This is a genomic window from Streptomyces cellostaticus (assembly GCF_023630175.1).
GTDB lineage: Bacteria > Actinomycetota > Actinomycetes > Streptomycetales > Streptomycetaceae > Streptomyces > Streptomyces cellostaticus_A.
In genome coordinates this window covers 21,455-44,507 of sequence record NZ_JALLIN010000026.1, presented here as the reverse complement: position 1 = coordinate 44,507, position 23,053 = coordinate 21,455, and the positions used below count along the sequence as shown (strand labels likewise).

The following is a 23,053-nucleotide window of genomic DNA, read 5'->3' as shown; positions in this document are numbered from 1 at the left end:
CGGCCTGCTGCCCCCCGGGCATGCCCCGCGGAGCCCGTGACGCCCCCGGAGCACCCCCGCGACAGCCTGTCGACTCGCCCGCGACCGCGGCCCCCCGGTACCCGCACAGAGGCTCCCCAGGCCCGCGTGAAGCCCCTCAGCGCCTGCGCAGGTCGGCGACACGCCCCCGCTCGGCACCGGCCGGCTGGTCCCCGAGCATGCCCCGCAGCGCGCCAGGGGCGACCTGCCCCCGACGGGGCCCCGGCAGTGAGGAGGACCTCTGCTGCCGGGCCGCGGGCACGGGTTCACCCACCGGGTTTCCCCCCGCTCCCGCCACGGCGATCTGCACGCCCTGGTCGGCGAGGGCCTGCAGCTCGGTGCCGGCACGGTCGTCGTGCCCGGGCGGCTCGTCGGTGACCAGGCGGGTGATGACGTCGGTCGGCACCGTCTGGAACATCGTGTCGGTGCCCAGCTTGGTGTGGTCGGCGAGGACCACGACCTCGGCGGCGGCCTGGACCAGGGCCCGGTCGACGGAGGCCGAGAGCATGTTGGACGTGGACAGCCCCCGCTCCGCGGTGAGCCCGCTCCCGGACAGGAAGGCCTTGGAGACCCTGAGCCCCTGGAGGGACTGCTCCGCGCCGGAGCCGACGAGGGCGTAGTTGGAGCCGCGCAGGGTGCCGCCGGTCATGACGACCTCCACCCGGTTGGCGTGGGCCAGCGCCTGCGCCACCAGCAGGGAGTTGGTCACGACGGTCAGCCCGGGCACCCGCGCGAGCCGACGGGCCAGCTCCTGCGTGGTGATGCCCGCCCCGACCACGATGGCCTCGCCTTCTTCGACGAGGCCGGCGGCGAGGTCGGCGATGGCCGTCTTCTCGGCGGTCGCGAGATGGGACTTCTGCGGAAAGCCGGACTCCCGCGTGAACCCGCCCGGCAGTACCGCACCGCCGTGCCGGCGGTCGAGGAGTCCTTCTGCCTCCAGCGCGCGCACGTCCCGCCGTACGGTCACTTCGGAGGTCTGGACGACGCGGGCGAGTTCACGGAGCGACACCGCTCCGTTCGCTCGCACCATTTCGAGAATCAATTGGCGACGTTCTGCAGCGAACACGAAACTGACAGTAACCCCAACGAGCGTCTGGTTTCAGCAGTTTGCGCCGAATTACAGAAGTTGTTCGTACGGCACGGCAGGAGGTGGTATAGGGCCTAATCCGCCCGCCTATGCCGCACGCATGCTCGACAACTCCCCGTGACCAGCGGGAAGTCGGCTCCCAGGGGTCAGGCCTCGATGCCCGCCTTGCGCGTGTGCAACTGCCGTGCCACCTCCGCGATCGACCCCGAAAGCGAGGGGTACACCGTGAAGGCCTTCGCGATCTGCTCGACCGTCAGATCGTTGTCGACGGCGATCGAGATGGGGTGGATCAGTTCCGAGGCGCGCGGCGCGACGACGACACCGCCGACGACGATCCCGGTGCCCGGCCGGCAGAAGATCTTGACGAAGCCGTCCCGGATGCCCTGCATCTTGGCGCGCGGGTTGCGCAGCAGGGGCAGCTTCACCACCCGGGCGTCGATCTTGCCCGCGTCCACGTCCGCCTGGCTGTACCCGACGGTGGCGATCTCGGGGTCGGTGAACACGTTGGAGGAGACCGTCTTCAGGTTCAGCGGGGCCACCGCGTCGCCGAGGAAGTGGTACATGGCGATGCGTCCCTGCATCGCCGCGACCGAGGCCAGGGCGAAGACGCCCGTGACGTCACCGGCGGCGTAGACGCCCGGAGCGCTCGTGCGCGACACCCTGTCGGTCCAGATGTGCCCGGAGTCGCGCAGCTTGACGCCGGCCTCCTCCAGGCCCAGGCCCGCGCTGTTGGGGATGGCGCCGACGGCCATCAGGCAGTGCGAGCCGGTGATGACCCGGCCGTCGGCCAGCGTCACCTCGACCCGGTCGCCGACGCGCTTGGCGGACTGCGCGCGGGAGCGGGCCATGACGTTCATGCCGCGGCGGCGGAAGACGTCCTCGAGGACCGCGGCGGCGTCCGGGTCCTCGCCCGGCAGCACCCGGTCCCGGGAGGAGACCAGGGTGACCTTGGACCCCAGCGCCTGGTAGGCGCCGGCGAACTCGGCGCCGGTGACGCCGGAGCCGACCACGATCAGCTCTTCCGGCAGCTCGGTGAGGTCGTAGACCTGCGTCCAGTTGAGGATGCGCTCGCCGTCGGGACGGGCGTCCGGGAGCTCGCGGGGGTGACCGCCGGTGGCGATGAGGACGGCGTCGGCGGTGAGCGTCTCCTCGGTGCCGTCGGCGGCGGTGACGACGACCTTGCGGGAGCCGTCCAGGGCCTGCATGCCGTCGAGCCGTCCGCGCCCGCGCATGACACGGGCGCCGGCCCGGGTGACGGACGCGGTGATGTCGTGGGACTGGGCGAGCGCGAGGCGCTTCACCCGGCGGTTGACCTTGCCGAGGTCCACGCCGACCACCCGCGCCGCCTGCTCCAGCGGCGGGGTGTCGTCGGCGACGATGATGCCCAGCTCCTCGTAGGAGGAGTCGAAGGTGGTCATCACCTCGGCCGTAGCGATAAGGGTCTTCGACGGCACGCAGTCGGTCAGCACCGACGCCCCGCCCAGACCGTCGCAGTCGACGACGGTCACCTCCGCGCCGAGCTGGGCGGCCACCAGGGCCGCTTCATATCCGCCGGGTCCGCCACCGATGATCACGATCCGAGTCACGTACCCCATTGTCCCGCACGCCTCAAGGTGCTACTGCCCGGGGGCGCCCGCCGGTGCCCTCCGGTACGTGCGGGACGAGTGTTTCGCCTGCCGTACCCTTCGTGCATGTCGCTCTATGCCGCGTACGCCGGCAACCTCGACGCGCGGCTGATGTCCCGCCGCGCCCCGCACTCGCCGCTGCGCGCCGTGGGCTGGCTGAACGGCTGGCGGCTCGCCTTCGGCGGCGAGCAGCTCGGCTGGGAGGGGGCGCTGGCGATGATCGTCGAGGAGCCCGGGGCGCAGGTCTTCGTCGGCCTGTACGACATCGCACCGATGGACGAGGAGTCCCTCGACCGGTGGGAGGGCGTGGGGCTGGGCATCTACCGCCGCGTCCGGGTCCGCGCGCACACCCTGGACGGCGAGGAGCCGGCCTGGGTGTACGCCCTCAACGGCTACGAGGGCGGACTGCCCTCGGCCCGCTACCTGGGCGAGATCGCGGACGCGGCGGAATCGGCGGGCGCACCCCACGACTACGTGATGGAGCTGCGCAAGCGCCCGTGCTGAGGGCTGTCCGGCAAGCCGGGTTCCGCCCGTCGCGACCGGGCGGAACCGGGCCCACGCGGGCGGCGGCAGCGGCCGCGCGCCGGACACCGTCCGGACGGAGACCGTGCCTCGTTGGAAACGACAAGACAACGATCGCCATCCCGTGGGGTCCGTCATCTACGCGCGTAGGCGAGAACCGGCTACCCTCGTCGGCGTGAACGCATCTCTTCTTCCGGACGACATCCAGGGCGATCCCTACGCCGCCGCCGACGCCGCCGCCGCGCGCCTGCGCGAACTGACCGGCGCCGAGACCCACGACGTAGCTCTCGTGATGGGCTCCGGCTGGGCTCCGGCCGTCGACGCCCTCGGCGCACCCGACGCCGAGTTCCAGGTCACCGAGCTGCCCGGCTTCCCGCCGCCGGCCGTGGAGGGGCACGGCGGCAGGGTCCGCTCGTACTCCTTCGGTGACAAGCGGGCCCTGGTCTTCCTGGGCCGCACCCACTACTACGAGGGCCGCGGCGTGGCCGCCGTCGCCCACGGCGTCCGCACGGCCGTCGCCGCCGGCTGCAAGACCGTGGTCCTCACCAACGGCTGCGGCGGCCTGCGCGAGGGCATGCGCCCCGGCCAGCCGGTGCTGATCAACGATCACATCAACCTGACGGCGACCTCGCCGATCGTCGGCGCCAACTTCGTCGACCTCACCGACCTGTACTCCCCGCGCCTGCGCGCCCTGTGCAAGGAGATCGACCCCAGCCTGGAGGAGGGCGTCTACGCGCAGTTCCCCGGCCCGCACTACGAGACCCCGGCGGAGATCCGCATGGCCCGCGTCATCGGCGCGGACCTGGTCGGCATGTCCACGGTGCTCGAGGCCATCGCCGCCCGTGAGGCCGGCGCCGAGGTGCTGGGCATCTCCCTGGTCACCAACCTCGCCGCGGGCATGACCGGCGAGCCGCTGAACCACGAGGAGGTCCTGCAGGCGGGCCGCGACTCGGCGGCGCGCATGGGGCAGCTCCTGACGCAGGTGCTGGGCAGGATCTGAGAGACCGCACGCCCGCCGGCCGGGCCGGTGGGACGGTGGGACGGTGCGGAACGGGGGTCCGGGGGCGAAGCCTCCGGCAGGAACTGAGGAGAGGTTGACCCAAGGTGCAGGACGAACTCATCGCCAAGGCCAAGGCATGGCTCGCCGAGGACCCCGACCCGCGCACCCGCGAGGAGCTGGCCGGGCTGCTCGACGCCGGTGACGTGCCCGAACTGCGCGCGCGGTTCTCCGGCACCCTCCAGTTCGGCACCGCGGGCCTGCGCGGCGAGCTGGGCGCCGGCCCGATGCGCATGAACCGCTCGGTCGTGATCCGTGCCGCGGCCGGGCTGGCCGCGTACCTGAGGAAGCACGGGGCCTCCCACGGGGGCGACGAGGCCGGGCTGGTCGTCATCGGCTACGACGCCCGCCACATGTCCGCCGACTTCGCCCGGGACACCGCCGCCGTGGTGACCGGCGCCGGCCTGCGGGCCGCCGTGCTGCCGCGGCCCCTGCCCACCCCGGTACTGGCGTTCGCCATCCGGCACCTGGGCGCGGTCGCGGGCGTGGAGGTCACCGCCAGCCACAACCCGCCCCGGGACAACGGCTACAAGGTGTACCTCGGCGACGGCTCCCAGATCGTCCCGCCCGCCGACGCGGAGATCGCCGCCGAGATCGACGCGATCGCCTCGCTGGACGACGTCCCCCGTCCGGAGTCGGGCTGGCAGACGCTGGACGACTCGGTCCTGGAGGCCTATCTGGCCCGCACGGACGCCGTCCTGGACGCGGACTCCCCGCGTACCGCGCGCACGGTCTACACGGCGATGCACGGCGTCGGCCGGGACGTCCTGCTGGCCGCCTTCGCCCGCGCCGGGTTCCCGGAGCCGGTGCTGGTCGCCGAGCAGGCCGACCCGGACCCGGACTTCCCGACCGTGGCCTTCCCCAACCCGGAGGAGCCGGGCGCCATGGACCTGGCGTTCGCCCGGGCCCGCGCCACCGACCCGGACCTGGTCATCGCCAACGACCCGGACGCCGACCGCTGCGCCGTGGCCGTCCGTGACGGCGCCGACTGGCGGATGCTGCGCGGCGACGAGGTGGGCTCGCTGCTCGCCGCACACCTGGTCGGGCGCGGGGCCACCGGCACCTTCGCGGAGTCGATCGTCTCCTCCTCCCTCCTCGGCCGCATCGCCGAGAGCGCGAAGCTCCCGTACGAGGAGACCCTGACCGGCTTCAAGTGGATCGCCCGCGTGGACGGCCTGCGCTACGGCTACGAGGAGGCGCTCGGCTACTGCGTCGACCCGCAGGGCGTGCGGGACAAGGACGGCATCACCGCCGCGCTGCTGATCACCGAGCTGGCCTCGGTGCTCAAGGAGCGGGGCCGCACCCTGCTCGACCTGCTCGACGACCTGGCCGTGGAGCACGGGCTGCACGCGACCGACCAGCTCTCGGTCCGCGTCGAGGACCTCTCCGTCATCTCGGACGCGATGCGCCGGCTGCGCGAGCAGCCCCCGACCGGGCTGGCGGGCCTGGCCATCACCCGCGCCGAGGACCTGACCCGGGGCACGGACCGGCTCCCGCCCACCGACGGCCTGCGCTACACGCTCGACGGCGCCCGGGTCGTCGTCCGCCCCAGCGGCACGGAGCCCAAGCTGAAGTGCTACCTGGAGGTCGTCGTCCCGGCCGCCGACCGCGCCGCCCTCCCGGCGGCCCGCACCAGGGCGGCCGAACTCCTGGCGGCCCTGAAGCGGGACCTGTCGGCGGCGGCCGGCCTCTGAGCGGCGCCTGCCCGGCGACCGCCGCACACCCCCACGTCGGCCCCGCCGCCGTGACCGGTGCCCCCGGTCACGGCGGCGGGGCCGCTCCGAGCCCGCGCCCTCCCCGGCCGCGTGGGCCGGCCTCAGCCCACCGCCAGCAGCACCACGAGCAGCACCGCGCCGGCGACCGCGGGGGCGATCAGCTCGTAGGCCCAGCGCACCGTCACCTCGCCCTGGGCCGTGCTCGCCGGGCCCCGGCGCTCCGCGGTCGCCCGCAGATCGTCGATGATCCGGTCGCTCTCCGCGCGGGTCGGTCCGTCGTGGTCGACGAGGCCCCCGAAGGCGCCGCCGAAGCCGAAGGCACCCGACCGGCCGCCCCGGGCCGCCGCGTCCGCGCGGGCCTGCCTGCGGGCCGCCTTCTTGCGGGCACGCAGGGAGACGGGGATGGCCCAGAGCTGGTACTTGTCGCCGGAGTTGGCGACGACCTCGTTGGTGTAGCCGGAGCGCAGCGAGGCGACCTCGCCCCAGGGCAGGGTGACCGACCGGAAGGGGTTGCGGACCCGGAGCCGGTCCTCGCCCGAGAACACCGCCGGGCGCAGGGTGAAGGCGACCACCAGCGGCACGGCGAGGATCAGCGCGGCGAGGGCCAGCCAGGGGGTGCGCCCGTGCCCGCGGACCAGCGCGTCGAAGCCCAGCCAGCAGGCGAGCACCAGCAGCAGCACACCGGCCACGAGTGCCAGGGGCGAGCGGTAGATCACGTCCTTGGCGGTGGGCCGTGACTCGGGTGACCGGTGGTCGGGCGTCGTCATGGTGCCGATTCTGCCCGACGCCGGCGGAGCGTTCCCGCGCACCCCGGTCCCCGCGCTCGTCCGAGATCGCCGGGTAGCCGGTGAGCACCCGGGGCTATACATTCGCTACGCGCGTAGATATGCTCCCCTGGTGACCATGCCCACCACTGCTTCCCCCGCACAGCCGTTCGCTGACGTCACCGCGTCCGACAGCACGCTGCGCCGCTTCCTCCACGGGCTGCCCGGCGTCGACGCGGTCGGCCTGGAGGCGCGCGCCGCGTCTCTCGGCACCCGTTCCATCAAGACCACCGCGAAGGCGTACGCCATCGACCTCGCCATCTCGATGGTCGACCTGACGACGCTGGAAGGCGCGGACACCCCGGGCAAGGTCCGGGCGCTCGGCGCCAAGGCGGCCCATCCCGACCCCACGGACCGCACCACCCCCACGACGGCGGCCGTCTGCGTCTATCCCGACATGGTGGCCACCGCCAAGGAGGCCGTCGCCGGTTCCGGCGTGAAGGTCGCCTCGGTCGCCACCGCCTTCCCGGCCGGCCGGGCCGCCCTGGCGGTGAAGCTGGCCGACGTCCGGGACGCCGTGGCCGCCGGCGCCGACGAGATCGACATGGTCATCGACCGTGGCGCGTTCCTCTCGGGCGACTACCTCAAGGTGCACGACGAGATCGTCGCCGTGAAGGAGGCCTGCGGCACGAGCGCCCGGCTGAAGGTCATCTTCGAGACCGGCGAGCTGTCGACCTACGACAACATCCGCCGGGCGAGCTGGCTGGGCATGATGGCGGGGGCCGACTTCATCAAGACGTCGACCGGCAAGGTGGCGGTGAACGCCACGCCCGCCAACACCCTGCTCATGCTGGAGGCCGTCCGCGACTTCCGCGCCCAGACCGGCGTCCAGGTCGGCGTGAAGCCGGCCGGCGGCATCCGCACCACCAAGGACGCCATCAAGTTCCTCGTCCTGGTCAACGAGACCGCGGGTGAGGACTGGCTGGACAACCACTGGTTCCGCTTCGGCGCCTCCTCGCTCCTGAACGACCTGCTGATGCAGCGTCAGAAGCTGGCCACCGGCCGCTACTCCGGCCCCGACTACGTGACGGTGGACTGATCACCATGGCATCCGCATTCGATTACGCACCGGCGCCCGAGTCCCGCGCGGTCGTCGACATCGCCCCCTCCTACGGCCTGTTCATCGACGGCGAGTTCACCGAGGCCGCCGCCGGCAAGGTCTTCAAGACGGTCTCGCCGTCCACCGAGGAGGTGCTCTCCGAGGTCGCGCAGGCCGGCGCCGAGGACGTCGACCGCGCCGTGAAGGCGGCCCGCAAGGCCTTCGAGAAGTGGTCGGCGCTGCCCGGCTCCGCCCGCGCCAAGTACCTGTTCCGCATCGCCCGCATCATCCAGGAGCGCAGCCGCGAGCTGGCGGTCCTGGAGACGCTGGACAACGGCAAGCCGATCAAGGAGACCCGGGACGCGGACCTTCCGCTGGTCGCCGCGCACTTCTTCTACTACGCGGGCTGGGCGGACAAGCTCGGCCACGCCGGGTTCGGCACGGACCCCAGGCCCCTCGGCGTCGCCGGCCAGGTGATCCCCTGGAACTTCCCGCTGCTGATGCTGGCGTGGAAGATCGCCCCGGCGCTGGCGACCGGCAACACGGTCGTGCTGAAGCCGGCCGAGACCACCCCGCTGTCGGCCCTGTTCTTCGCGGACATCTGCCGCCAGGCGGGCCTGCCCAAGGGTGTCGTCAACATCCTCCCGGGCTACGGCGACGCGGGCGCCGCCCTCGTCGCGCACCGGGACGTGAACAAGGTCGCGTTCACCGGGTCGACGAACGTCGGCAAGGAGATCGCGCGGACCGTCGCCGGCACCCGCAAGAAGCTCACCCTCGAGCTGGGCGGCAAGGGCGCCAACATCGTCTTCGACGACGCGCCCATCGACCAGGCCGTCGAGGGCATCGTGAACGGCATCTTCTTCAACCAGGGCCAGGTCTGCTGCGCGGGCTCCCGGCTGCTGGTCCAGGAGTCGATCCACGACGAGCTGCTCGACTCCCTCAAGCGCCGGCTGTCCACCCTGCGGCTCGGCGACCCGCTCGACAAGAACACCGACATCGGCGCGATCAACTCCGCCGAGCAGCTCGCCCGGATCACCGCGCTCGCCGAGCAGGGCGAGGCGGAGGGCGCCGAGCGCTGGTCGCCGGCCTGCGAACTGCCCGGCTCCGGCTACTGGTTCGCGCCGACGCTCTTCACGAACGTCACCCAGGCGCACACCATCGCCCGCGACGAGATCTTCGGCCCGGTGCTGTCCGTCCTCACCTTCCGCACGCCCGACGAGGCGGTCGCCAAGGCCAACAACACGGCGTACGGCCTGTCGGCGGGCATCTGGACCGAGAAGGGCTCCCGGATCCTGGCCGTCGCGGGCAAGCTGCGCGCCGGTGTCGTCTGGTCCAACACGTTCAACAAGTTCGACCCGACCTCGCCGTTCGGCGGCTTCAAGGAGTCGGGCTTCGGCCGCGAGGGCGGCCGCCACGGCCTGGAGGCGTACCTCGATGTCTGAGAAGTCCGAGAAGATCGAGCGGCTGTCGGTCTTCAAGACCTACAAACTGTACGTCGGCGGGAAGTTCCCGCGTTCCGAGAGCGGCCGGGTGTACGAGGTGACGGACTCGAAGGGCAACTGGCTGGCCAACGCTCCGCAGTCCTCCCGCAAGGACGCCCGTGACGCGGTGGTCGCCGCCCGCAAGGCGTTCGGCGGCTGGTCCGGCGCGACCGCCTACAACCGCGGCCAGGTCCTCTACCGCGTCGCGGAGATGCTGGAGGGCCGCCGGGAGCAGTTCGTGCGGGAGGTCGCGGACGCCGAGGGCCTGTCGAAGTCCAAGGCGGCCGCCGTCGTGGACGCCGCCATCGACCGCTGGGTCTGGTACGCGGGCTGGACCGACAAGATCGCCCAGGTGGTGGGTGGCGCCAACCCGGTCGCGGGCCCGTTCTTCAACCTCTCCTCCCCCGAGCCGACCGGCGTGGTCGCCGTCCTGGCCCCGCGGGAGTCGTCGTTCCTGGGCCTGGTCTCGGTCGTGGCCCCGGTCATCGCCACCGGCAACACGGCGGTCGTGATCGCCTCCGAGGAGGCCCCGCTGCCCGCCCTGTCCCTGGGCGAGGTGCTGGCGACCTCCGACGTTCCCGGTGGTGTCGTCAACGTCCTGTCGGGCCGCACGGCGGAGATCGCCACGCCGCTGGCCGCGCACCAGGACGTCAACGCGATCGACCTCGCGGGCGCCGACGAGGCGCTGGCCAAGGAGCTGGAGATCGCGGCGGCGGACAACCTGAAGCGCGTCCTGCGTCCACAGCCTGTGGACTACTTCGGGACGCCGGGCACCGACCGGCTGACGGCGTTCCTGGAGACCAAGACGGTCTGGCACCCCACGGGGTCGCTGGGCGCCTCGGGCTCGTCGTACTGAGCCGCCCCGCGCCCGCCCGCACGAGCGAGCCGCGTCACCCCTCCGTCCGGGGGTGGCGCGGCTCTTCGTCGTACCGGGGCACCGGCCGGGCGGCGCCGGTCAGCCCCGCGGGCTGATGACCTGCCCCAGCACCGGCAGGCTCCCGAACGAGTCCGCCTCGGCGATCGGCCGGGTCAGATCGCCGGTGCCGATCGGCTTGAAGTCGGCGATCTGGGTGCCGACGCCGTTGTCCAGGGGGTCGACACCGGTACCCGCGAGGGGGTTGGGCTTGAGGGCGGAGAGCGGGCCGGTGGCGTAGCCGACCGTGCCGGTGAGGGACGCCGGACCCGCGGCCGGGTCGAGGCCGCCGACCGGGGCGGGGGTGTCGGCGAGCCGGGCGCCGCCGTCCGCGTGCGCGGACGCCGCACCCGCTCCCAGCGCCGCTCCGGCGGCCGCGAGGGCGATCAGGGCGCGCTGCACGGTGGGGTGCTGGGAGGAAGTGTGTCGGGCCATCGCCGATGCCGCCTTCTGGTGCGCAGGGTAAACAGATCAGCACGTAGGGTAGTTGAGATGTGACGCGCGCTCCAAAGCCGACCCGCGGGGTCGGCAGGAGCGCCGCCATGCGTCAAACTGGTGTTCCGTGAGCCTTCATCCGCCGTCCCCCGCCCGCGTCGTGCTGCTCTGCGGCCCCTCGGGTTCGGGCAAGTCCCTCGTCGCCGCCCGTTCCGGGCTACCCGTACTGCGCCTCGACGACTTCTACAAGGAAGCCGGCGACCCGACCCTGCCGCTGGTGGACGGGAGTTCGGACATCGACTGGGACCACCCCGGGTCGTGGGACGCGGACGTCGCCGTCGAGTCCATCGTCCGGCTGTGCGCCACGGGGGCCACGACCGTACCCGTGTACGACCTCGCGCTGAGCGCCCGCACCGGCGAGGAGACGCTGGGCATCGGGTCCGCCCCGCTGTTCATCGCGGAGGGCATCTTCGCCGCCGAGATCGTGGAGCGCTGCCGGGAGCGGGGCGTGCTGGCCGACGCGCTGTGCCTGAGCCGGGGTTCGGTCACCACCTTCCGCCGGCGCTTCCTGCGGGACCTCAGGGAGGGCCGCAAGTCGGTGCCGTTCCTGCTGCGGCGGGGCTGGCGGCTGATGCGCTCCGAGCGGTCGATCGTGGCCCGGCAGGTGTCCCTGGGCGCGCATCCCTGCGACCGCGACGAGGCACTGGACCGGATGGCCGCGGCGGGCCGGCCGGCTCCGCAGCGGACGGTGGCCTGAGCACGACGCGAGACGCCCGCAACGCGAGGCGGGACCGGACCGGCCCGAGGCCCGTCCGATCCCGCTCCTTTCGCTCCCCCGTGCTCCCCCGTGCTCCCCCGTGGGTCCCACCCCCCAGTGGTCCCCCGTTCCCCCGTCGCTCCCCCCGGCCTCAGGCGACCAGCTCGCCGAAGGCGTCCTCCTCGTCACGGCCGAAGCTGAGGACCTCGTCCTCGCGCAGCCGGCGCAGGGAGCGCCAGATGCTGGACTTCACCGTGCCGACACTGATGCCGAGGATCTCCGCGATCTCCGGGTCCGTACGGCCCTCGTAGTAGCGCAGGACCAGCATGGTGCGCTGGAGTTCGGGCAGCCGGGCCAGCGCCTGCCACAGGACCGCGCGCAGTTCGGTGCCGCGCATCGCGTCCGTGTCGCCGGGCGTCTCCGGCAGTTCCTCGGTCGGGTACTCGTTGAGCTTGCGGCGCCGCCAGGCGCTGATGTGCAGGTTGGTCATGGTCCGGCGCAGGTAGCCGCCGACCGCCGCCTTGTCGCTGATCCGCTCCCACGCCCGGTACGTCGAGAACAGCGCGCTCTGCAGCAGGTCCTCGGCCTCGAAACGGTCGCCGGTCAGGTGGTAGGCGGTGGCGTACAGGGAGGCGCGGCGCTCCTGGACGTAGGCGGTGAACTCCGCCTCGGTCAGCGAACGGCGCTCCCCCGGTTCCTCCCCGTACGCGGTTCCCCCGTGCGTCTCCCCCGTGCGCGCGTCAACCACCGTCATGTAACCGGTGTGCTGACGCCCGGTGCCGCGAGCGCACCCCCGCCCGCTCACGGCACCGGACTTCTCCGAGCCCCGGTGCACGTCGTGCAGACGCGTGACCACTGCGCTGGTGCTGATGCCGTGCAGCGTGTTCATCTCGCGCTCCCCGTCGTGGACTTCCGGTACCCCGGCCGGCTCGGTCGTGCTTCCTTGCCTGTGCCGGAAAGCTTGCCGAGTGACCTTCATGGCCGTGTCCGCCGACTGTCACAGACCTGTCACAGGGGTCGGGCCGGGGCGGGTCGCGGGGCCCGCGCGGAGCGGGCGGCACGGTCCCGTCCGCGCCCGTGCGGACCCGCCCGTGCGGGCGAGCGCGAGCCGCCGTCCGGCCGCTGCGGCCTCGATCCGCGTCCCACCGGTCGATCCACACCCCGTCCATGGGCCAGAATGAGCCCGTGCCTTCCCTGTTGCTGATCGAGGACGACGACGCCATCCGCACGGCCCTGGAGCTCTCCCTGACGCGCCAGGGCCACCGGGTGGCGACCGCTGCCAGCGGTGAGGACGGTCTGAAGCTGCTGCGCGAGCAGCGGCCGGATCTGATCGTGCTGGACGTGATGCTGCCCGGCATCGACGGGTTCGAGGTGTGCCGGCGCATCCGGCGCACCGACCAGCTTCCGATCATCCTGCTGACCGCCCGCAGCGATGACATCGACGTGGTGGTCGGACTGGAGTCCGGTGCCGACGACTACGTGGTGAAGCCCGTCCAGGGCCGGGTGCTGGACGCCCGGATCCGGGCCGTCCTGCGGCGCGGGGAGCGCGAGTCCAGCGACTCGGCGACGTTCGGCAGCCTCGTCATCGACCGCTCCGCGATGACCGTGACCAAGAACGGCGAGGACCTGCAGCTCACGCCGACCGAGTTGCGGCTGCTGCTGGAGCTGAGCCGGCGGCCCGGTCAGGCGCTGTCCCGGCAGCAGTTGCTGCGGCTGGTCTGGGAGCACGACTACCTGGGCGACTCCCGGCTGGTGGACGCGTGCGTCCAGCGGCTGCGCGCCAAGGTGGAGGACGTGCCCTCCTCCCCGACCCTGATCCGTACCGTCCGTGGTGTCGGCTACCGCCTGGACACTCCTCAGTGACCGACACGCGAGGGGGACCGCGCCGCTGGGCCGCGGGGCGCAAGGGAAGTGTGTCGCGGCTGCGGTTCACCAGCCTCAGGCTGCGGCTGGTCGTGGTCTTCGCGCTGGTCGCGCTCACCGCCGCGGTGTCGGCGTCGGGCATCGCGTACTGGCTGAACCGGGAGGCCGTGCTGACACGCGCGCAGGACGCGGTGCTGCGCGACTTCCAGCAGGAGATGCAGAACCGGGCGGGCGCGCTGCCCGCCCGCCCCACCCAGGACGAGCTGCAGCGGGCGGCGGGCCAGATGGCCGGCAGCAGCCAGCGGTTCAGCGTGCTGCTGGTCGCCGAGGACGCGCGCGGCAAGACGGTGTACGGCACGTCGGGCGGGATCAACGGCTTCTCGCTGGAGGACGTGCCGGCGTCGCTGCGCGCGGCGGTGAACAAGCGGCAGCCGGTGACCGACGGCAACAAGGCGCCGTACCACCTGTACTGGCAGCGGGTCGACGACCACGGCACGCCGTACCTGGTGGCCGGAGCGCGGCTGGTCGGGGGCGGGCCCACCGGCTACCTGGCCAAGTCGCTGGAACCGGAGGCCAAGGACCTCAACTCGCTGGCCTGGTCGCTGGGGATCGCGACCGGCCTGGCCCTGATCGGCTCCGCGCTGCTCGCGCAGGCCGCCGCGACCACCGTGCTGAAGCCGGTGCACCGGCTCGGGGTGGCCGCCCGGCGGCTCGGCGAGGGCCGGCTGGACACCCGGCTCAGCGTGTCCGGCACCGACGAACTCGCCGATCTGTCGCGGACGTTCAACAACGCGGCCGAGGCGCTGGAGAAACGGGTCGCCGAGATGGCCGCCCGGGACGAGTCCTCGCGCCGCTTCGTCGCGGACATGAGCCATGAGCTGCGGACCCCGCTGACCGCCATCACCGCCGTGACGGAGGTGCTGGAGGAGGAGCTGGACTCCGAGGCCGGGGGCATCGACCCGATGATCGAGCCGGCGGTACGGCTGGTGGTCAGCGAGACCCGGCGGCTGAACGACCTGGTCGAGAACCTGATGGAGGTGACCCGCTTCGACGCGGGCACCGCCCGGCTGGTCCTGGACGACGTGGACATCGCCGACCAGATCACCGCCTGCATCGACGCCCGCGCCTGGCTGGACGCGGTCGAGCTGGACGCCGAGCGCGGACGCCACGCCCGGCTGGACCCACGCCGCCTCGACGTCATACTGGCCAACCTGATCGGCAACGCCCTCAAGCACGGCGGCTCGCCGGTCAGGGTGTCGGTACGGATCGACGGCGACGACCTGGTCATCGCGGTGCGCGACCACGGGCCCGGCATCCCCGAGGACGTCCTGCCGCACGTCTTCGACCGCTTCTACAAGGCCAGCGCGTCCCGGCCGCGCTCCGAGGGCAGCGGCCTGGGCCTGTCCATCGCCATGGAGAACGCCCACATCCACGGCGGCGGCATCACCGCCGCCAACTCACCGGAGGGCGGCGCGGTGTTCACACTGCGGCTGCCGCGGGACGCCTCCCGGCTGGCCGCGGAGGACGACGAGGACACCCAGGACGGCAAGGCCGGGAACACCACCGGGAAGGAGGGATCATGACCGCACGGACCGCACGGACCGCACCGACGGCCCGGACCGTACGGCGTCTGCTCGCGGCCTGCCTCCTGACCACGGTGGTGGCCGGGTGCGGGATCCGGCCCACCGAGGTGCCGACCGACTTCGGCGCGGCACCCTCGCGGGTGCCGTGCTCGCTGTCCGCGCCCGATGTGACGACGCAGTCCGCGCACGGCGTTCCGGTACAGGTGTTCCTGCTGTGCCGGTCCTCCCTGGTCGCCGTCGACCGCACCGTGCGCGTCCCGGACGGCACCCCGGACGCGCGGCGCCGGGTCATCGTGGCCCAGGGCCTGCTGGACCAGCTCGCCGCGTCCCCGTCGGCCGCGGAGAAGTCGGCCGGTTACACCACGTACGTGCCGGGCGGCCAGGGTGTGACCGGCCCCGGCCACAAGGACCCCGAGGACACGCTGCGGCTGAGCACCGCCCCGTCCCGGCTCACCTCCTACGCCCTCGCCCAGATCGTCTGCACCCTCTCCGACTCGGCGGCGACGGAGGGCGACGGCTCGGTGATCCTCGGCGGACCGGCCCCCGCCCCGCTGCGCCGCTACGAGTGCACCGACGCCGTCCGCAGCCGCCCGGTCAGCACGGAGCCGCCGTCGAGCGAGGTCGACGCGGGCTGAGGGACCGGCGGCGCCCGGATGTGGCGGGCGACTCGCCGCGCCCCCGTGACGGTTGCGGAACCGATTGTGCACAGGGGCGCGTCTTGGGGGGCGTGCAGCGTCAAGGCTCCATCGGCGGCAGCGCCGCGATCCGTATCCGTGTGGCGGGGGGTGTCCTCCTCGTCGCCCATCTCGGGCTCGTCGCCTGGCTGATGCTGCGACCCCTGGACGTGCCCTGGATGGCACCCGCCAATCTGCGTCCCCTGGCCGGCATCCGGGCCGATCTGGCACTGGGCGCGGCCCGGGCGGCCCGGCGCGTCGCCGAGGGGCTGGTGCTGCTCGCGCCGCTCGGGGTGCTGCTGCCCGCCGCACACGGCCGGCTCGCCGTGTCGCCGTTGGCCTCGCTGGTCCGTACGACCGCCGCGGGCGCCCTGGTCTCCACCGGCATCGCCCTGCTGCAGACCGGCGTGCCCGGCCGGGTCGTGGACGTCGACTCGCTGCTGCTGAACACCGTGGGCGTGGCCCTGGCCCACCTGGCCGTGGTCCCGGCCGGCCGGTCGCTGCTGCGCCGGCGGGCCGGGCGGGCACCGGACGCGACCGGGCGGGCCGGCGTCCAGGAGGACCAGGCTCAGGGTCGCACCCCGACGATTCCCAGGGTCGGGATCGCCCCCTAGAGCGACGCTTCGCCCCCTTCGTCCGCGTACCGTGGACATCGTTGAGGCAGCCGACCGGACCGCCTCGTTTGACGTCCACGAAGGAGCCGCAGATGTCCAGCCTCGCCCGCCCCACCCACGGCCGTGTGATCGGCGGAGTGTGCGCCGCGCTGGCCCGGCGCTTCGGCACCTCCGCGACGACGATGCGGGTCGTCTTCCTGGTGTCCTGCCTGCTGCCCGGCCCGCAGTTCCTGCTCTACATAGCGCTGTGGATCCTGCTCCCGGCCGAGGACAAGGCCCGCGCCGCCACCTGGTGAGCCCCCGCGGGCCGGACCCCTCGCACGCGATCGCCGCCGGCGCGCCCCGGGAAGGTTCCGGGGCGCGCCGGCGGCGCGTGCGGCGGATGTCAGCCGAGCGGCAGGCCGTTCACCCCGACGCCCTGGGTGGGCATGCCCTGGAGCGGCAGTCCGCCGAGCAGCCCGGCGAGCGGCGCGGTCGGGCCTCCGGCGAGGACGTTCCCGACGACCGGCCGCGCGGTGGTGCCCCCGGCGCCCAGCGCGCCCTGCCCCTGGGCGAGCGCCTGGCCGACGTGCTGGGCCGGCAGCACGGTGGTGACGGAGTCCAGGGCCTGCGGGGCGACCGGCACGGCCGGGGCCGCCTCGGCGGCGCCCGCGCCCACGGCCGCGAAAGCGGCACCGAGGGCGGCGACGCCGAGGGTCTTGGCAGCAGACTGCTTCATGTTAAATGCGTCCTTGAATACGGAGACGGGTGATCGCAAGAGATCCGAGCGGTCCCACGACCGTAGACATCCCGCGCAGCCCGCCGCAAACACCGAAATGCGTACGACTCGTGAAGGGGCGTTCGCATGTCGGTGGCGGACTTACCTGCCGTCAGCTCTCCGGACCGGAAGAACCAATGGTGGAGGCGGTCTGCTGGAACAGCCATTCGGACTTCAGTTCCGCGTATCCGGGTTTGATCACGTCATTGATCATCGCGAGTCGTTCATCGAAAGGAATGAACGCTGATTTCATCGCATTGACGGAGAACCACTGAAGGTCGTCGAGCGTGTAACCGAACGCCTCGACGAGGTGCTCGAATTCCCGGCTCATGGTGGTGTGCGACATCAGCCTGTTGTCCGTGTTCACCGTCGCCCTGAAGTGCAGCCGCCGCAACAGCCCGATCGGGTGCTCGGCGTAGGAGTGCGCGGCCCCGGTCTGCAGGTTGGAGCTGGGGCACAGCTCCAACGGGATGCGCTTGTCGCGGACGTAGGAGGCCAGCCGGCCGAGCCGCACCGAGCCGTCCGCCCGGACCTCGATGTCGTCGATGATCCGCACCCCGTGTCCGAGCCGGTCCGCGCCGCACCACTGCAGCGCCTGCCAGATGGAGGGCAGCCCGAAGGCCTCGCCGGCGTGGATGGTGAAGTGGTTGTTCTCCCGCTTCAGGTACTCGAAGGCGTCCAGGTGCCGGGTGGGCGGGTAGCCGGCCTCGGCACCGGCGATGTCGAAGCCGACGACGCCCATGTCCCGGTAGCGGTTGGCGAGTTCGGCGATCTCCAGGGCACGTGCGGCGTGCCGCATGGCGGTCAGCAGGGCGCCGACGCGGATGCGGTGGCCGCCCTCCCTGGCCAGCCGCTCCCCCTGCCGGAACCCCTCGTTGACGGCCTCGACGACCTCCTCGAGACTCAGTCCGGCGGAGAGGTGCTGTTCGGGCGCGTAGCGCACCTCTGCGTAGACGACCCCGTCCTCGGCCAGGTCCTCGGCGCACTCCCGGGCGACCCGGACCAGCGCGTCCCGGGTCTGCATCACGCCGACGGTGTGCGAGAAGGTCTCCAGGTACCGTTCGAGCGAGCCGGAGTCGGCGGCCTCACGGAACCACAGGCCCAGCTTGTCGGGGTCGGTCTCGGGCAGTTGGCGGTACCCGGCCTCCCGGGCGAGTTCGACGACGGTACCGGGACGCAGCCCGCCGTCGAGATGGTCGTGCAGCAGAACCTTGGGCGCCCGTCGGATCTGGTCCGGCGCCGGAACGTGGGCCGGGACGTTCCCAGCCGGTGCAATCTGGCTCGTCATTTCCGCACTCTAACTCCTACGCGCGTAGATCACCTGCGTTACGCCAGGAGACGGAGCAGGTTTTCGCCGATACGCAACGGTGACCGCCCGGACGGGTTTCGTACCCGGCGCCTTCTGACACTGTTCTGCCATGGGACAGCAAGCGATGCCGGTCCGAACGGCCGGACTGGGAAAGGCGGTCGGGCCGGAGCCGACGGCGGTGGGTGGAGCGGTGCTGCTGCTCCCCGGCGGCGAGGAGAACTCCGACCGCAGGCCGTCACCTTTTCGGGCGACGGCCTTCGTCCGTTCCCTGGGCCGCCGGTTCGCCCGGGCGGGCCGGGAGGAGGGACTGGCCGTGCACGCCGTGCACTACCGGTACCGCGGCTGGAACGGCGGCGAGGCGCATCTCGCCGCGGACGCGGCGTGGGCCGCCGACGAGGTGGTGCGCCGGTACGGGGATGTGCCGGTGTGCCTGGTGGGCCTGGACATGGGCGGCCGCGCGGCACTGCGGGCGGGCGGCCACGACGCGGTGAACTCCGTCGTCGCGCTCGCCCCCTGGCTGCCCGAGGAGGACGTGGCCGCGCCCGCCGAGCCGGTGCGGCAGCTCGTGGGGCGGCGGGTGCTGATCGTGCACGGTACGAACGACGAGCGCACCGACCCGGAGCTGTCGTTCCGGCTGGCGGAGCGGGCCAAGAAGGCGAACCGGAACGTGTGCCGGTTCGAAGTGCACACCGACGGCCACACGTTGCACCAGTACCGCGACGAAGTGCGCTCGCTCGCGGTGGACTTCGTCATGGGCGCGCTGTTCGGCCACCCGCTGTCACGGCCGGTGGAGGACGCGCTGGCCGCTCCGCCGCCGATCGGTCTGCGGATGCCGCTGGCCGCGGGGTTCGGCAGGTCGCTGCGGCGGTAGGGGCGGGGCGCCGCAGCCGTCGCCGTGCGCCCGCCGGGGGACCGCGGGACAGCCCTCAGGGAAGCAGACTCCCCCTCCTGGAGAGCAGGAACTTCTTGAAGGCCGCCACCGGAGGGGTGTCCGGGCGGTCGGCCAGCCAGGCGACGCCGATCTCCCGGGCCGCCCGCGGCGCCGTGACCGTCAGTTCCACCACTCCCGGGCGCGGCACCGTCGGGGGCGGCAGCAGGGCGACCCCGAGCCCGGCCGCCACCAGGCCCCTCAGGGTCTCCGCCTCCTCGCCCTCGAAGGCGATCCGGGGCTTGAAGCCCGCCTCGCGGCACAGGTCGTCGGTGATGCGGCGCAGCCCGTAGCCGGGCTCCAGGGTGACGAAGGTTTCCTCGGACGCCTCGGCCAGCCGGACACGGCGGCGGCCGGCCAGGCGGTGGTCGGCCGGTACGACCAGGCGCAGCTTCTGCTCGTCCAGGCGGCGGGCGACCAGGTCGGGGGCGTCGGGAACCGGGGAGGTCAGGCAGAGGTCCAGTTCGCCGGCGCGCAGCCGCTCCAGCATGGCCTCGCCGTAGTTCTGGACGAGGCTGAAGCGCACGCGCGGATGGTCGGCGCGGAAGGCGTGCAGCAGGCCGGGGACGGTCTCGGCGCCCATGGTGTGCAGGAAGCCGAAGGCGACCTTGCCGGTGGCCGGGTCGGCGTCGGCGCGGACCTCCTCGGCGGCGCGCTCGATCTCGGCCAGGGCGCGCTCGGCGGAGACCAGGAAGGTGCGGCCCGCGGTGGTGAGGGAGACCGTGCGGCCGTGGCGGGCGAACAGGGCGACGCCGAGGTCCTGCTCCAGCCGGACCATGGCCCGGGAGAGCGTGGACTGGGGCACGTTCATCTCGCGCGCGGCCCGGGTGACGTGCTCGGTGCGGGCGACCCCGGCGAAGTACGCGAGGCGTGGCGCGAGCAACAGCGCCATGTCTTCCATGTCACTGAACGATGACAGCTGATCCGGTGACCTCTGCTCATGCTTCACGGGAACGATTATGGCGATTCCATGCATTGGACGGATCAGTGGGCCGTGCCTAGCGTCGAAGCATGTCTCCCGCCAGTACCGGGGCGTCCGCCACCTTGGACGCCGCAACGCCCGTCCCCTCCTCCGACTCCGCGACCGACCCCCGGATGGCTCCGGGCGGCCCCGGCTACCGCCGGATGAGCCTCGCCCTCTTCCTCGCCGGGGTGGCGACCTTCGCCCTGCTGTACTCCACCCAGGCCCTGCTGCCCCTGATCTCCGGTGAGTTCGGGGTGGCGGCGAGCCGGGCGAGCTGGACGGTGGCGGCCGCGACCGGCGGTCTGGCGCTGTTCGTGCTGCCGATGAGCGCCCTGTCGGAGCGCTTCGGCCGCCGTACGGTGATGACGGCCTCGCTGGCGGTCGCGGTGGGCGTGGGCCTGCTGGTGCCGTTCGCGCCGTCCATCGGCGCGCTGGTGGCGCTGCGCGCGGTGCAGGGCGCGGCCCTCGCGGGACTGCCCGCCTCCGCGACGGCGTACCTGGCCGAGGAGGTCCGGCCGAAGGCGCTGGTCACGGCGATCGGGCTGTTCGTCGCCGGCAACAGTGTCGGCGGGATGAGCGGCCGGGTGATCACCGGCTGGGTCGCGCAGGAGTGGGGCTGGCGGGTCGCGGTCGGCGTGATCGGCGCGGTCGCGGTGGCCTGCGCGGTGGCGTTCCGGCTGCTGCTGCCGGCCCCGCGGCACTTCGCGGCGGGCTCGCTGCGCCCGCGGGTGCTGCTGGGCACGGTGCGCGGCCATCTCGCCGACCCGCTGCTGCGCCGGCTGTACGCGATCGGCGCGCTGTTCATGACGGTGTTCGGCGGCGTGTACACGGTGATCGGCTACCGGCTGACGCAGGCGCCGTTCTCCCTGCCGCAGGGCATCATCGGCTCGATCTTCCTGGTGTACCTCGTCGGTACGGTGTCGGCGTCGGCGGCGGGCCGTCTGGTGGGCCGGCTCGGCCGCCGGGGCGCGCTGTACCTGGCGGGCGGTACGACGGCGGCGGGCCTGCTGCTGTCGCTGGCCCCCTCCCTGCCGCTGGTCCTGCTGGGACTGGTGCTCATCACGGCGGGCTTCTTCGCGGGCCACGCGGTCGCCTCCTCGGCGGTCAGCCGGACGGCCGAGCACGGCCGCGCCCAGGCCTCCGCCCTCTACCAGTCCGCGTACTACATCGGCTCCAGCGCGGGCAGCACGGTGGGCGCGACGGCGTACCACGCCGGCGGCTGGACGGGCACGGTCGGCGTCGGTGTCCTCGCGGTCCTCGGCGTCGTGGCCATCACCGTCCTCGGGTCCCGGGCGGCCCGGGCGGCGGCCCGGCGGGAGCCGGTGCCGGCGCACTGAGGCGACGCGCGGACGAACGGGCGGGCACCCTCTGCGGTGCCCGCCCGTTCCGTTCCGTTCCGGGTGGGGAACCCGGCCCCGGCCCGCCCCGGCCGGGGCATTCGGGCGCTCCGGGCGCCGTTGTCAGTGGGCTGCGGTAGCTTCCCAAGTGCTGGGGCGCGAAGGCGCGCGACGGGGACGGCCACAGGGGTGGGTGCGTGATGGGCAGCGGAACGGCGACGACGGATCTCGACACGGCACTGGAGAAGCACCGCACGGAGCTGACCGGGTACTGCTACCGGATGCTGGGCTCCTCCTTCGAGGCCGAGGACGCGGTGCAGGACACGCTGGTGCGGGCCTGGCGGAGCTACGACAGGTTCGAGGGCCGCTCCTCCCTGCGCTCGTGGCTGTACCGGATCGCGACCAACGTCTGCCTGGACATGCTGTCGGCCGGCAACAAGCGGGCCCGGCCGATGGACCTGACCGATTCCAGTCCGCTCGCGCGGGCGGCGCTCTCCCCCCGTCCGGACAACACCTGGCTGGAACCGGTGCCGGACGCCCGTGTGCTGCCGGCGGTGGAGGACCCGGCGGAGGCGGCCGTCGCCAAGGAGTCGGTCCGGCTGGCGTTCATGGCGGCGCTGCAGCAGCTTCCGCCCAAGCAGCGGGCGGTGCTGATCCTGCGCGAGGTGCTGGCCTGGCGGGCGAGCGAGGTCGCCGAACTGCTGGACACGACGGTCGCCTCCGTCAACAGCGCCCTGCAGCGGGCCCGGGCCACCCTCGCCGAGCGGGACCCCGGGACCGCCGCGGGGTCGGTGTCCGACCCGCTCGACGAGGAGCAGCAGAGACTGCTGGAGCGCTATGTGAAGGCGTTCGAGGGCTACGACATGACGGCGCTGACCGCGCTGCTGCACGAGGACGCCGTGATGACGATGCCGCCGTTCGACCTGTGGCTGCGGGGCCCGGCCGACATCACCGGATTCATGACCACGCTGGGCGCGTCCTGCGCGGGCTCGCGGCTGCTGCCGGTGCGGGCAAACGGCCTGCCGGGGTTCGCGCACTACAAGCCGGACGAGGAGAAGGGCGGGTTCACCCCCTGGGCGGTGCAGGTGCTGGAGGCGTCAGAAGGCCGGATCACCGGTTTCCACTGCTTCCTCGACACCGCGCGCTGGTTCCCGCTCTTCGGTCTGCCCCTCCACCTGGAAGCGGAGTCCGACCAGATCGAGGAGGGCGTGTAGCGCGGGGTCCGGGTCGCGCAGCCGTATCCGCCCGCCGGCCCGGCGCGCGGCGAGTTCCAGCCGGCCCAGCAGGTCCACGTCCCGGAGCCCCGGCGGCCCGAGCCCGGCCACGTCGCACACCACGGCCGCGGCCCCGCCGCCCTCCAGCAGCGCCCGCACATCGGCGCAGAGCCCGGCCGCCTCGGCGCGGGTGACGGGTCCGTTCAGTACGAGCACAGCGGGTGTCTTGGCGTCCACGTGCGGTAGACCCGCGGCGCGGGCGCAACTCATCGCGAGCCGTCCGCCGGACGTCCCGGGCGGAGATCACATTGACCCTCCGCCGTGCCCGGCGGAGGGT

Annotated in this window: 24 protein-coding genes; 15 read left to right on the top strand and 9 right to left on the bottom strand. The window is 73.1% G+C overall.

The genetic code is table 11. The features are described 5' to 3' along the window. Positions 1 to 136 precede the first annotated feature (136 nt). Positions 137 to 1,084, bottom strand: a complete 948-nt coding sequence (locus tag MXD57_RS18085; RefSeq protein WP_441350705.1) for a DeoR/GlpR family DNA-binding transcription regulator — start codon at positions 1,082 to 1,084, stop codon at positions 137 to 139. A gap of 167 nt (positions 1,085 to 1,251) precedes the next feature. Next, positions 1,252 to 2,700, bottom strand: coding sequence for an NAD(P)H-quinone dehydrogenase (locus MXD57_RS18080; protein WP_250402478.1), 1,449 nt, complete (start codon positions 2,698 to 2,700; stop codon positions 1,252 to 1,254). A gap of 96 nt (positions 2,701 to 2,796) precedes the next feature. Here MXD57_RS18080 and MXD57_RS18075 point away from each other — a divergent pair, with 96 nt between their 5' ends. From MXD57_RS18075 to MXD57_RS18065, 3 genes are all read left to right on the top strand, one after another. Continuing rightward, the gene (locus tag MXD57_RS18075; protein ID WP_250402477.1) at positions 2,797 to 3,234 is read left to right on the top strand and encodes a gamma-glutamylcyclotransferase; all 438 of its coding nucleotides are present in this window, start codon (positions 2,797 to 2,799) and stop codon (positions 3,232 to 3,234) included. A gap of 193 nt (positions 3,235 to 3,427) precedes the next feature. After that, positions 3,428 to 4,252: a purine-nucleoside phosphorylase gene (locus MXD57_RS18070; protein ID WP_250402476.1), complete on the top strand. Its 825-nt coding sequence runs from the start codon at positions 3,428 to 3,430 to the stop codon at positions 4,250 to 4,252. A 104-nt stretch (positions 4,253 to 4,356) separates the two neighbouring features. Further along, complete coding sequence (locus tag MXD57_RS18065; RefSeq protein WP_250402475.1) at positions 4,357 to 6,003, top strand: phospho-sugar mutase; 1,647 nt, start codon at positions 4,357 to 4,359, stop codon at positions 6,001 to 6,003. Between the two features lie 122 nt (positions 6,004 to 6,125). On the opposite strand, the gene MXD57_RS18060 is transcribed toward MXD57_RS18065, so the two are convergent. Continuing rightward, on the bottom strand, positions 6,126 to 6,791 hold the full coding sequence (locus MXD57_RS18060) for a PH domain-containing protein (RefSeq protein ID WP_250402473.1): 666 nt from the start codon (positions 6,789 to 6,791) through the stop codon (positions 6,126 to 6,128). A 130-nt stretch (positions 6,792 to 6,921) separates the two neighbouring features. Here MXD57_RS18060 and deoC point away from each other — a divergent pair, with 130 nt between their 5' ends. Genes deoC through MXD57_RS18045 form a run of 3 tightly spaced genes read left to right on the top strand, consistent with a single transcriptional unit; the run spans position 6,922 to position 10,224 of the window. Next, positions 6,922 to 7,887 (top strand): deoxyribose-phosphate aldolase, encoded by a 966-nt coding sequence (deoC, locus tag MXD57_RS18055; protein WP_374114718.1) that lies wholly within the window; start codon positions 6,922 to 6,924, stop codon positions 7,885 to 7,887. Between the two features lie 5 nt (positions 7,888 to 7,892). Continuing rightward, positions 7,893 to 9,329, top strand: a complete 1,437-nt coding sequence (locus MXD57_RS18050) for an aldehyde dehydrogenase family protein (RefSeq protein WP_250402471.1) — start codon at positions 7,893 to 7,895, stop codon at positions 9,327 to 9,329. After that, a complete protein-coding gene (locus MXD57_RS18045; protein WP_250402470.1) occupies positions 9,322 to 10,224 on the top strand; it encodes an aldehyde dehydrogenase family protein in 903 nt (300 codons plus the stop codon). Before MXD57_RS18050 ends, MXD57_RS18045 begins: the two co-directional genes overlap by 8 nt. 99 nt (positions 10,225 to 10,323) lie before the next feature. Here the strand turns inward: MXD57_RS18045 and MXD57_RS18040 are convergent, their stop codons facing one another. After that, a complete protein-coding gene (locus MXD57_RS18040) occupies positions 10,324 to 10,716 on the bottom strand; it encodes a hypothetical protein (protein WP_250402467.1) in 393 nt (130 codons plus the stop codon). Between the two features lie 127 nt (positions 10,717 to 10,843). Between MXD57_RS18040 and MXD57_RS18035 the strand changes: the two genes are divergently transcribed. Continuing rightward, positions 10,844 to 11,473 (top strand): uridine kinase family protein, encoded by a 630-nt coding sequence (locus tag MXD57_RS18035; protein WP_250402466.1) that lies wholly within the window; start codon positions 10,844 to 10,846, stop codon positions 11,471 to 11,473. A 151-nt stretch (positions 11,474 to 11,624) separates the two neighbouring features. Here the strand turns inward: MXD57_RS18035 and MXD57_RS18030 are convergent, their stop codons facing one another. Beyond that, entirely contained in the window at positions 11,625 to 12,362 is a 738-nt protein-coding gene (locus MXD57_RS18030) for a SigE family RNA polymerase sigma factor (protein ID WP_250402465.1), read from the bottom strand. Positions 12,363 to 12,658: 296 nt separating this feature from the next. On the opposite strand from MXD57_RS18030, the gene afsQ1 reads away from it, so the two are divergent. The 5 genes from afsQ1 (at position 12,659) to MXD57_RS18005 (ending at position 16,503) form a co-directional block, all read left to right on the top strand. After that, positions 12,659 to 13,336, top strand: coding sequence for a two-component system response regulator AfsQ1 (gene afsQ1, locus MXD57_RS18025; RefSeq protein WP_190012869.1), 678 nt, complete (start codon positions 12,659 to 12,661; stop codon positions 13,334 to 13,336). Next, on the top strand, positions 13,333 to 14,919 hold the full coding sequence (locus MXD57_RS18020) for an ATP-binding protein (protein ID WP_250402464.1): 1,587 nt from the start codon (positions 13,333 to 13,335) through the stop codon (positions 14,917 to 14,919). Before afsQ1 ends, MXD57_RS18020 begins: the two co-directional genes overlap by 4 nt. Continuing rightward, on the top strand, positions 14,916 to 15,554 hold the full coding sequence (locus MXD57_RS18015) for a hypothetical protein (protein ID WP_250402463.1): 639 nt from the start codon (positions 14,916 to 14,918) through the stop codon (positions 15,552 to 15,554). The genes MXD57_RS18020 and MXD57_RS18015 overlap by 4 nt, the downstream gene beginning before the upstream one ends. Positions 15,555 to 15,646: 92 nt before the next feature. Continuing rightward, entirely contained in the window at positions 15,647 to 16,207 is a 561-nt protein-coding gene (locus tag MXD57_RS18010; protein ID WP_250402462.1) for a VanZ family protein, read from the top strand. A 92-nt stretch (positions 16,208 to 16,299) separates the two neighbouring features. Further along, entirely contained in the window at positions 16,300 to 16,503 is a 204-nt protein-coding gene (locus tag MXD57_RS18005) for a PspC domain-containing protein (RefSeq protein WP_250402461.1), read from the top strand. An 89-nt stretch (positions 16,504 to 16,592) separates the two neighbouring features. Here the strand turns inward: MXD57_RS18005 and MXD57_RS18000 are convergent, their stop codons facing one another. Both MXD57_RS18000 and MXD57_RS17995 read right to left on the bottom strand, forming a co-directional pair. Continuing rightward, positions 16,593 to 16,925: an ATP-binding protein gene (locus MXD57_RS18000; protein WP_250402460.1), complete on the bottom strand. Its 333-nt coding sequence runs from the start codon at positions 16,923 to 16,925 to the stop codon at positions 16,593 to 16,595. Between the two features lie 151 nt (positions 16,926 to 17,076). Beyond that, positions 17,077 to 18,252, bottom strand: a complete 1,176-nt coding sequence (locus MXD57_RS17995) for an adenosine deaminase (RefSeq protein WP_250402459.1) — start codon at positions 18,250 to 18,252, stop codon at positions 17,077 to 17,079. Positions 18,253 to 18,382: 130 nt separating this feature from the next. On the opposite strand from MXD57_RS17995, the gene MXD57_RS17990 reads away from it, so the two are divergent. Beyond that, positions 18,383 to 19,144: an alpha/beta hydrolase gene (locus MXD57_RS17990; RefSeq protein ID WP_250402457.1), complete on the top strand. Its 762-nt coding sequence runs from the start codon at positions 18,383 to 18,385 to the stop codon at positions 19,142 to 19,144. 55 nt (positions 19,145 to 19,199) lie between these two features. Here MXD57_RS17990 and MXD57_RS17985 read toward each other — a convergent pair whose 3' ends face one another. Further along, on the bottom strand, positions 19,200 to 20,093 hold the full coding sequence (locus MXD57_RS17985; RefSeq protein WP_250402553.1) for a LysR family transcriptional regulator: 894 nt from the start codon (positions 20,091 to 20,093) through the stop codon (positions 19,200 to 19,202). A gap of 119 nt (positions 20,094 to 20,212) precedes the next feature. Here MXD57_RS17985 and MXD57_RS17980 point away from each other — a divergent pair, with 119 nt between their 5' ends. Both MXD57_RS17980 and MXD57_RS17975 read left to right on the top strand, forming a co-directional pair. Next, a complete protein-coding gene (locus MXD57_RS17980; RefSeq protein WP_250402456.1) occupies positions 20,213 to 21,502 on the top strand; it encodes an MFS transporter in 1,290 nt (429 codons plus the stop codon). Positions 21,503 to 21,702: 200 nt separating this feature from the next. Further along, a complete protein-coding gene (locus MXD57_RS17975; RefSeq protein ID WP_250402455.1) occupies positions 21,703 to 22,716 on the top strand; it encodes a sigma-70 family RNA polymerase sigma factor in 1,014 nt (337 codons plus the stop codon). On the opposite strand, the gene MXD57_RS17970 is transcribed toward MXD57_RS17975, so the two are convergent. Next, positions 22,600 to 22,986, bottom strand: a complete 387-nt coding sequence (locus MXD57_RS17970; protein ID WP_250402454.1) for an STAS domain-containing protein — start codon at positions 22,984 to 22,986, stop codon at positions 22,600 to 22,602. The genes MXD57_RS17975 and MXD57_RS17970 overlap by 117 nt on opposite strands. Positions 22,987 to 23,053 lie beyond the last annotated feature (67 nt).

Coding starts and splice junctions, on each gene's coding strand:
- MXD57_RS18045 (WP_250402470.1), top strand. CDS start 9,322: ATGTCTGAGAAGTCCGAGAAGATCGAGCGGCTGTCGGTCTTCAAGACC.
- MXD57_RS18005 (WP_250402461.1), top strand. CDS start 16,300: ATGTCCAGCCTCGCCCGCCCCACCCACGGCCGTGTGATCGGCGGAGTG.
- MXD57_RS18060 (WP_250402473.1), bottom strand. CDS start 6,791: ATGACGACGCCCGACCACCGGTCACCCGAGTCACGGCCCACCGCCAAG.
- MXD57_RS17980 (WP_250402456.1), top strand. CDS start 20,213: ATGTCTCCCGCCAGTACCGGGGCGTCCGCCACCTTGGACGCCGCAACG.
- MXD57_RS18040 (WP_250402467.1), bottom strand. CDS start 10,716: ATGGCCCGACACACTTCCTCCCAGCACCCCACCGTGCAGCGCGCCCTG.
- MXD57_RS17995 (WP_250402459.1), bottom strand. CDS start 18,252: ATGACGAGCCAGATTGCACCGGCTGGGAACGTCCCGGCCCACGTTCCG.
- MXD57_RS18030 (WP_250402465.1), bottom strand. CDS start 12,362: ATGAACACGCTGCACGGCATCAGCACCAGCGCAGTGGTCACGCGTCTG.
- MXD57_RS18015 (WP_250402463.1), top strand. CDS start 14,916: ATGACCGCACGGACCGCACGGACCGCACCGACGGCCCGGACCGTACGG.
- MXD57_RS17990 (WP_250402457.1), top strand. CDS start 18,383: ATGGGACAGCAAGCGATGCCGGTCCGAACGGCCGGACTGGGAAAGGCG.
- MXD57_RS17975 (WP_250402455.1), top strand. CDS start 21,703: ATGGGCAGCGGAACGGCGACGACGGATCTCGACACGGCACTGGAGAAG.
- MXD57_RS18080 (WP_250402478.1), bottom strand. CDS start 2,700: ATGGGGTACGTGACTCGGATCGTGATCATCGGTGGCGGACCCGGCGGA.
- MXD57_RS18050 (WP_250402471.1), top strand. CDS start 7,893: ATGGCATCCGCATTCGATTACGCACCGGCGCCCGAGTCCCGCGCGGTC.
- MXD57_RS18075 (WP_250402477.1), top strand. CDS start 2,797: ATGTCGCTCTATGCCGCGTACGCCGGCAACCTCGACGCGCGGCTGATG.
- MXD57_RS18000 (WP_250402460.1), bottom strand. CDS start 16,925: ATGAAGCAGTCTGCTGCCAAGACCCTCGGCGTCGCCGCCCTCGGTGCC.
- MXD57_RS17985 (WP_250402553.1), bottom strand. CDS start 20,093: ATGGCGCTGTTGCTCGCGCCACGCCTCGCGTACTTCGCCGGGGTCGCC.
- MXD57_RS17970 (WP_250402454.1), bottom strand. CDS start 22,986: ATGAGTTGCGCCCGCGCCGCGGGTCTACCGCACGTGGACGCCAAGACA.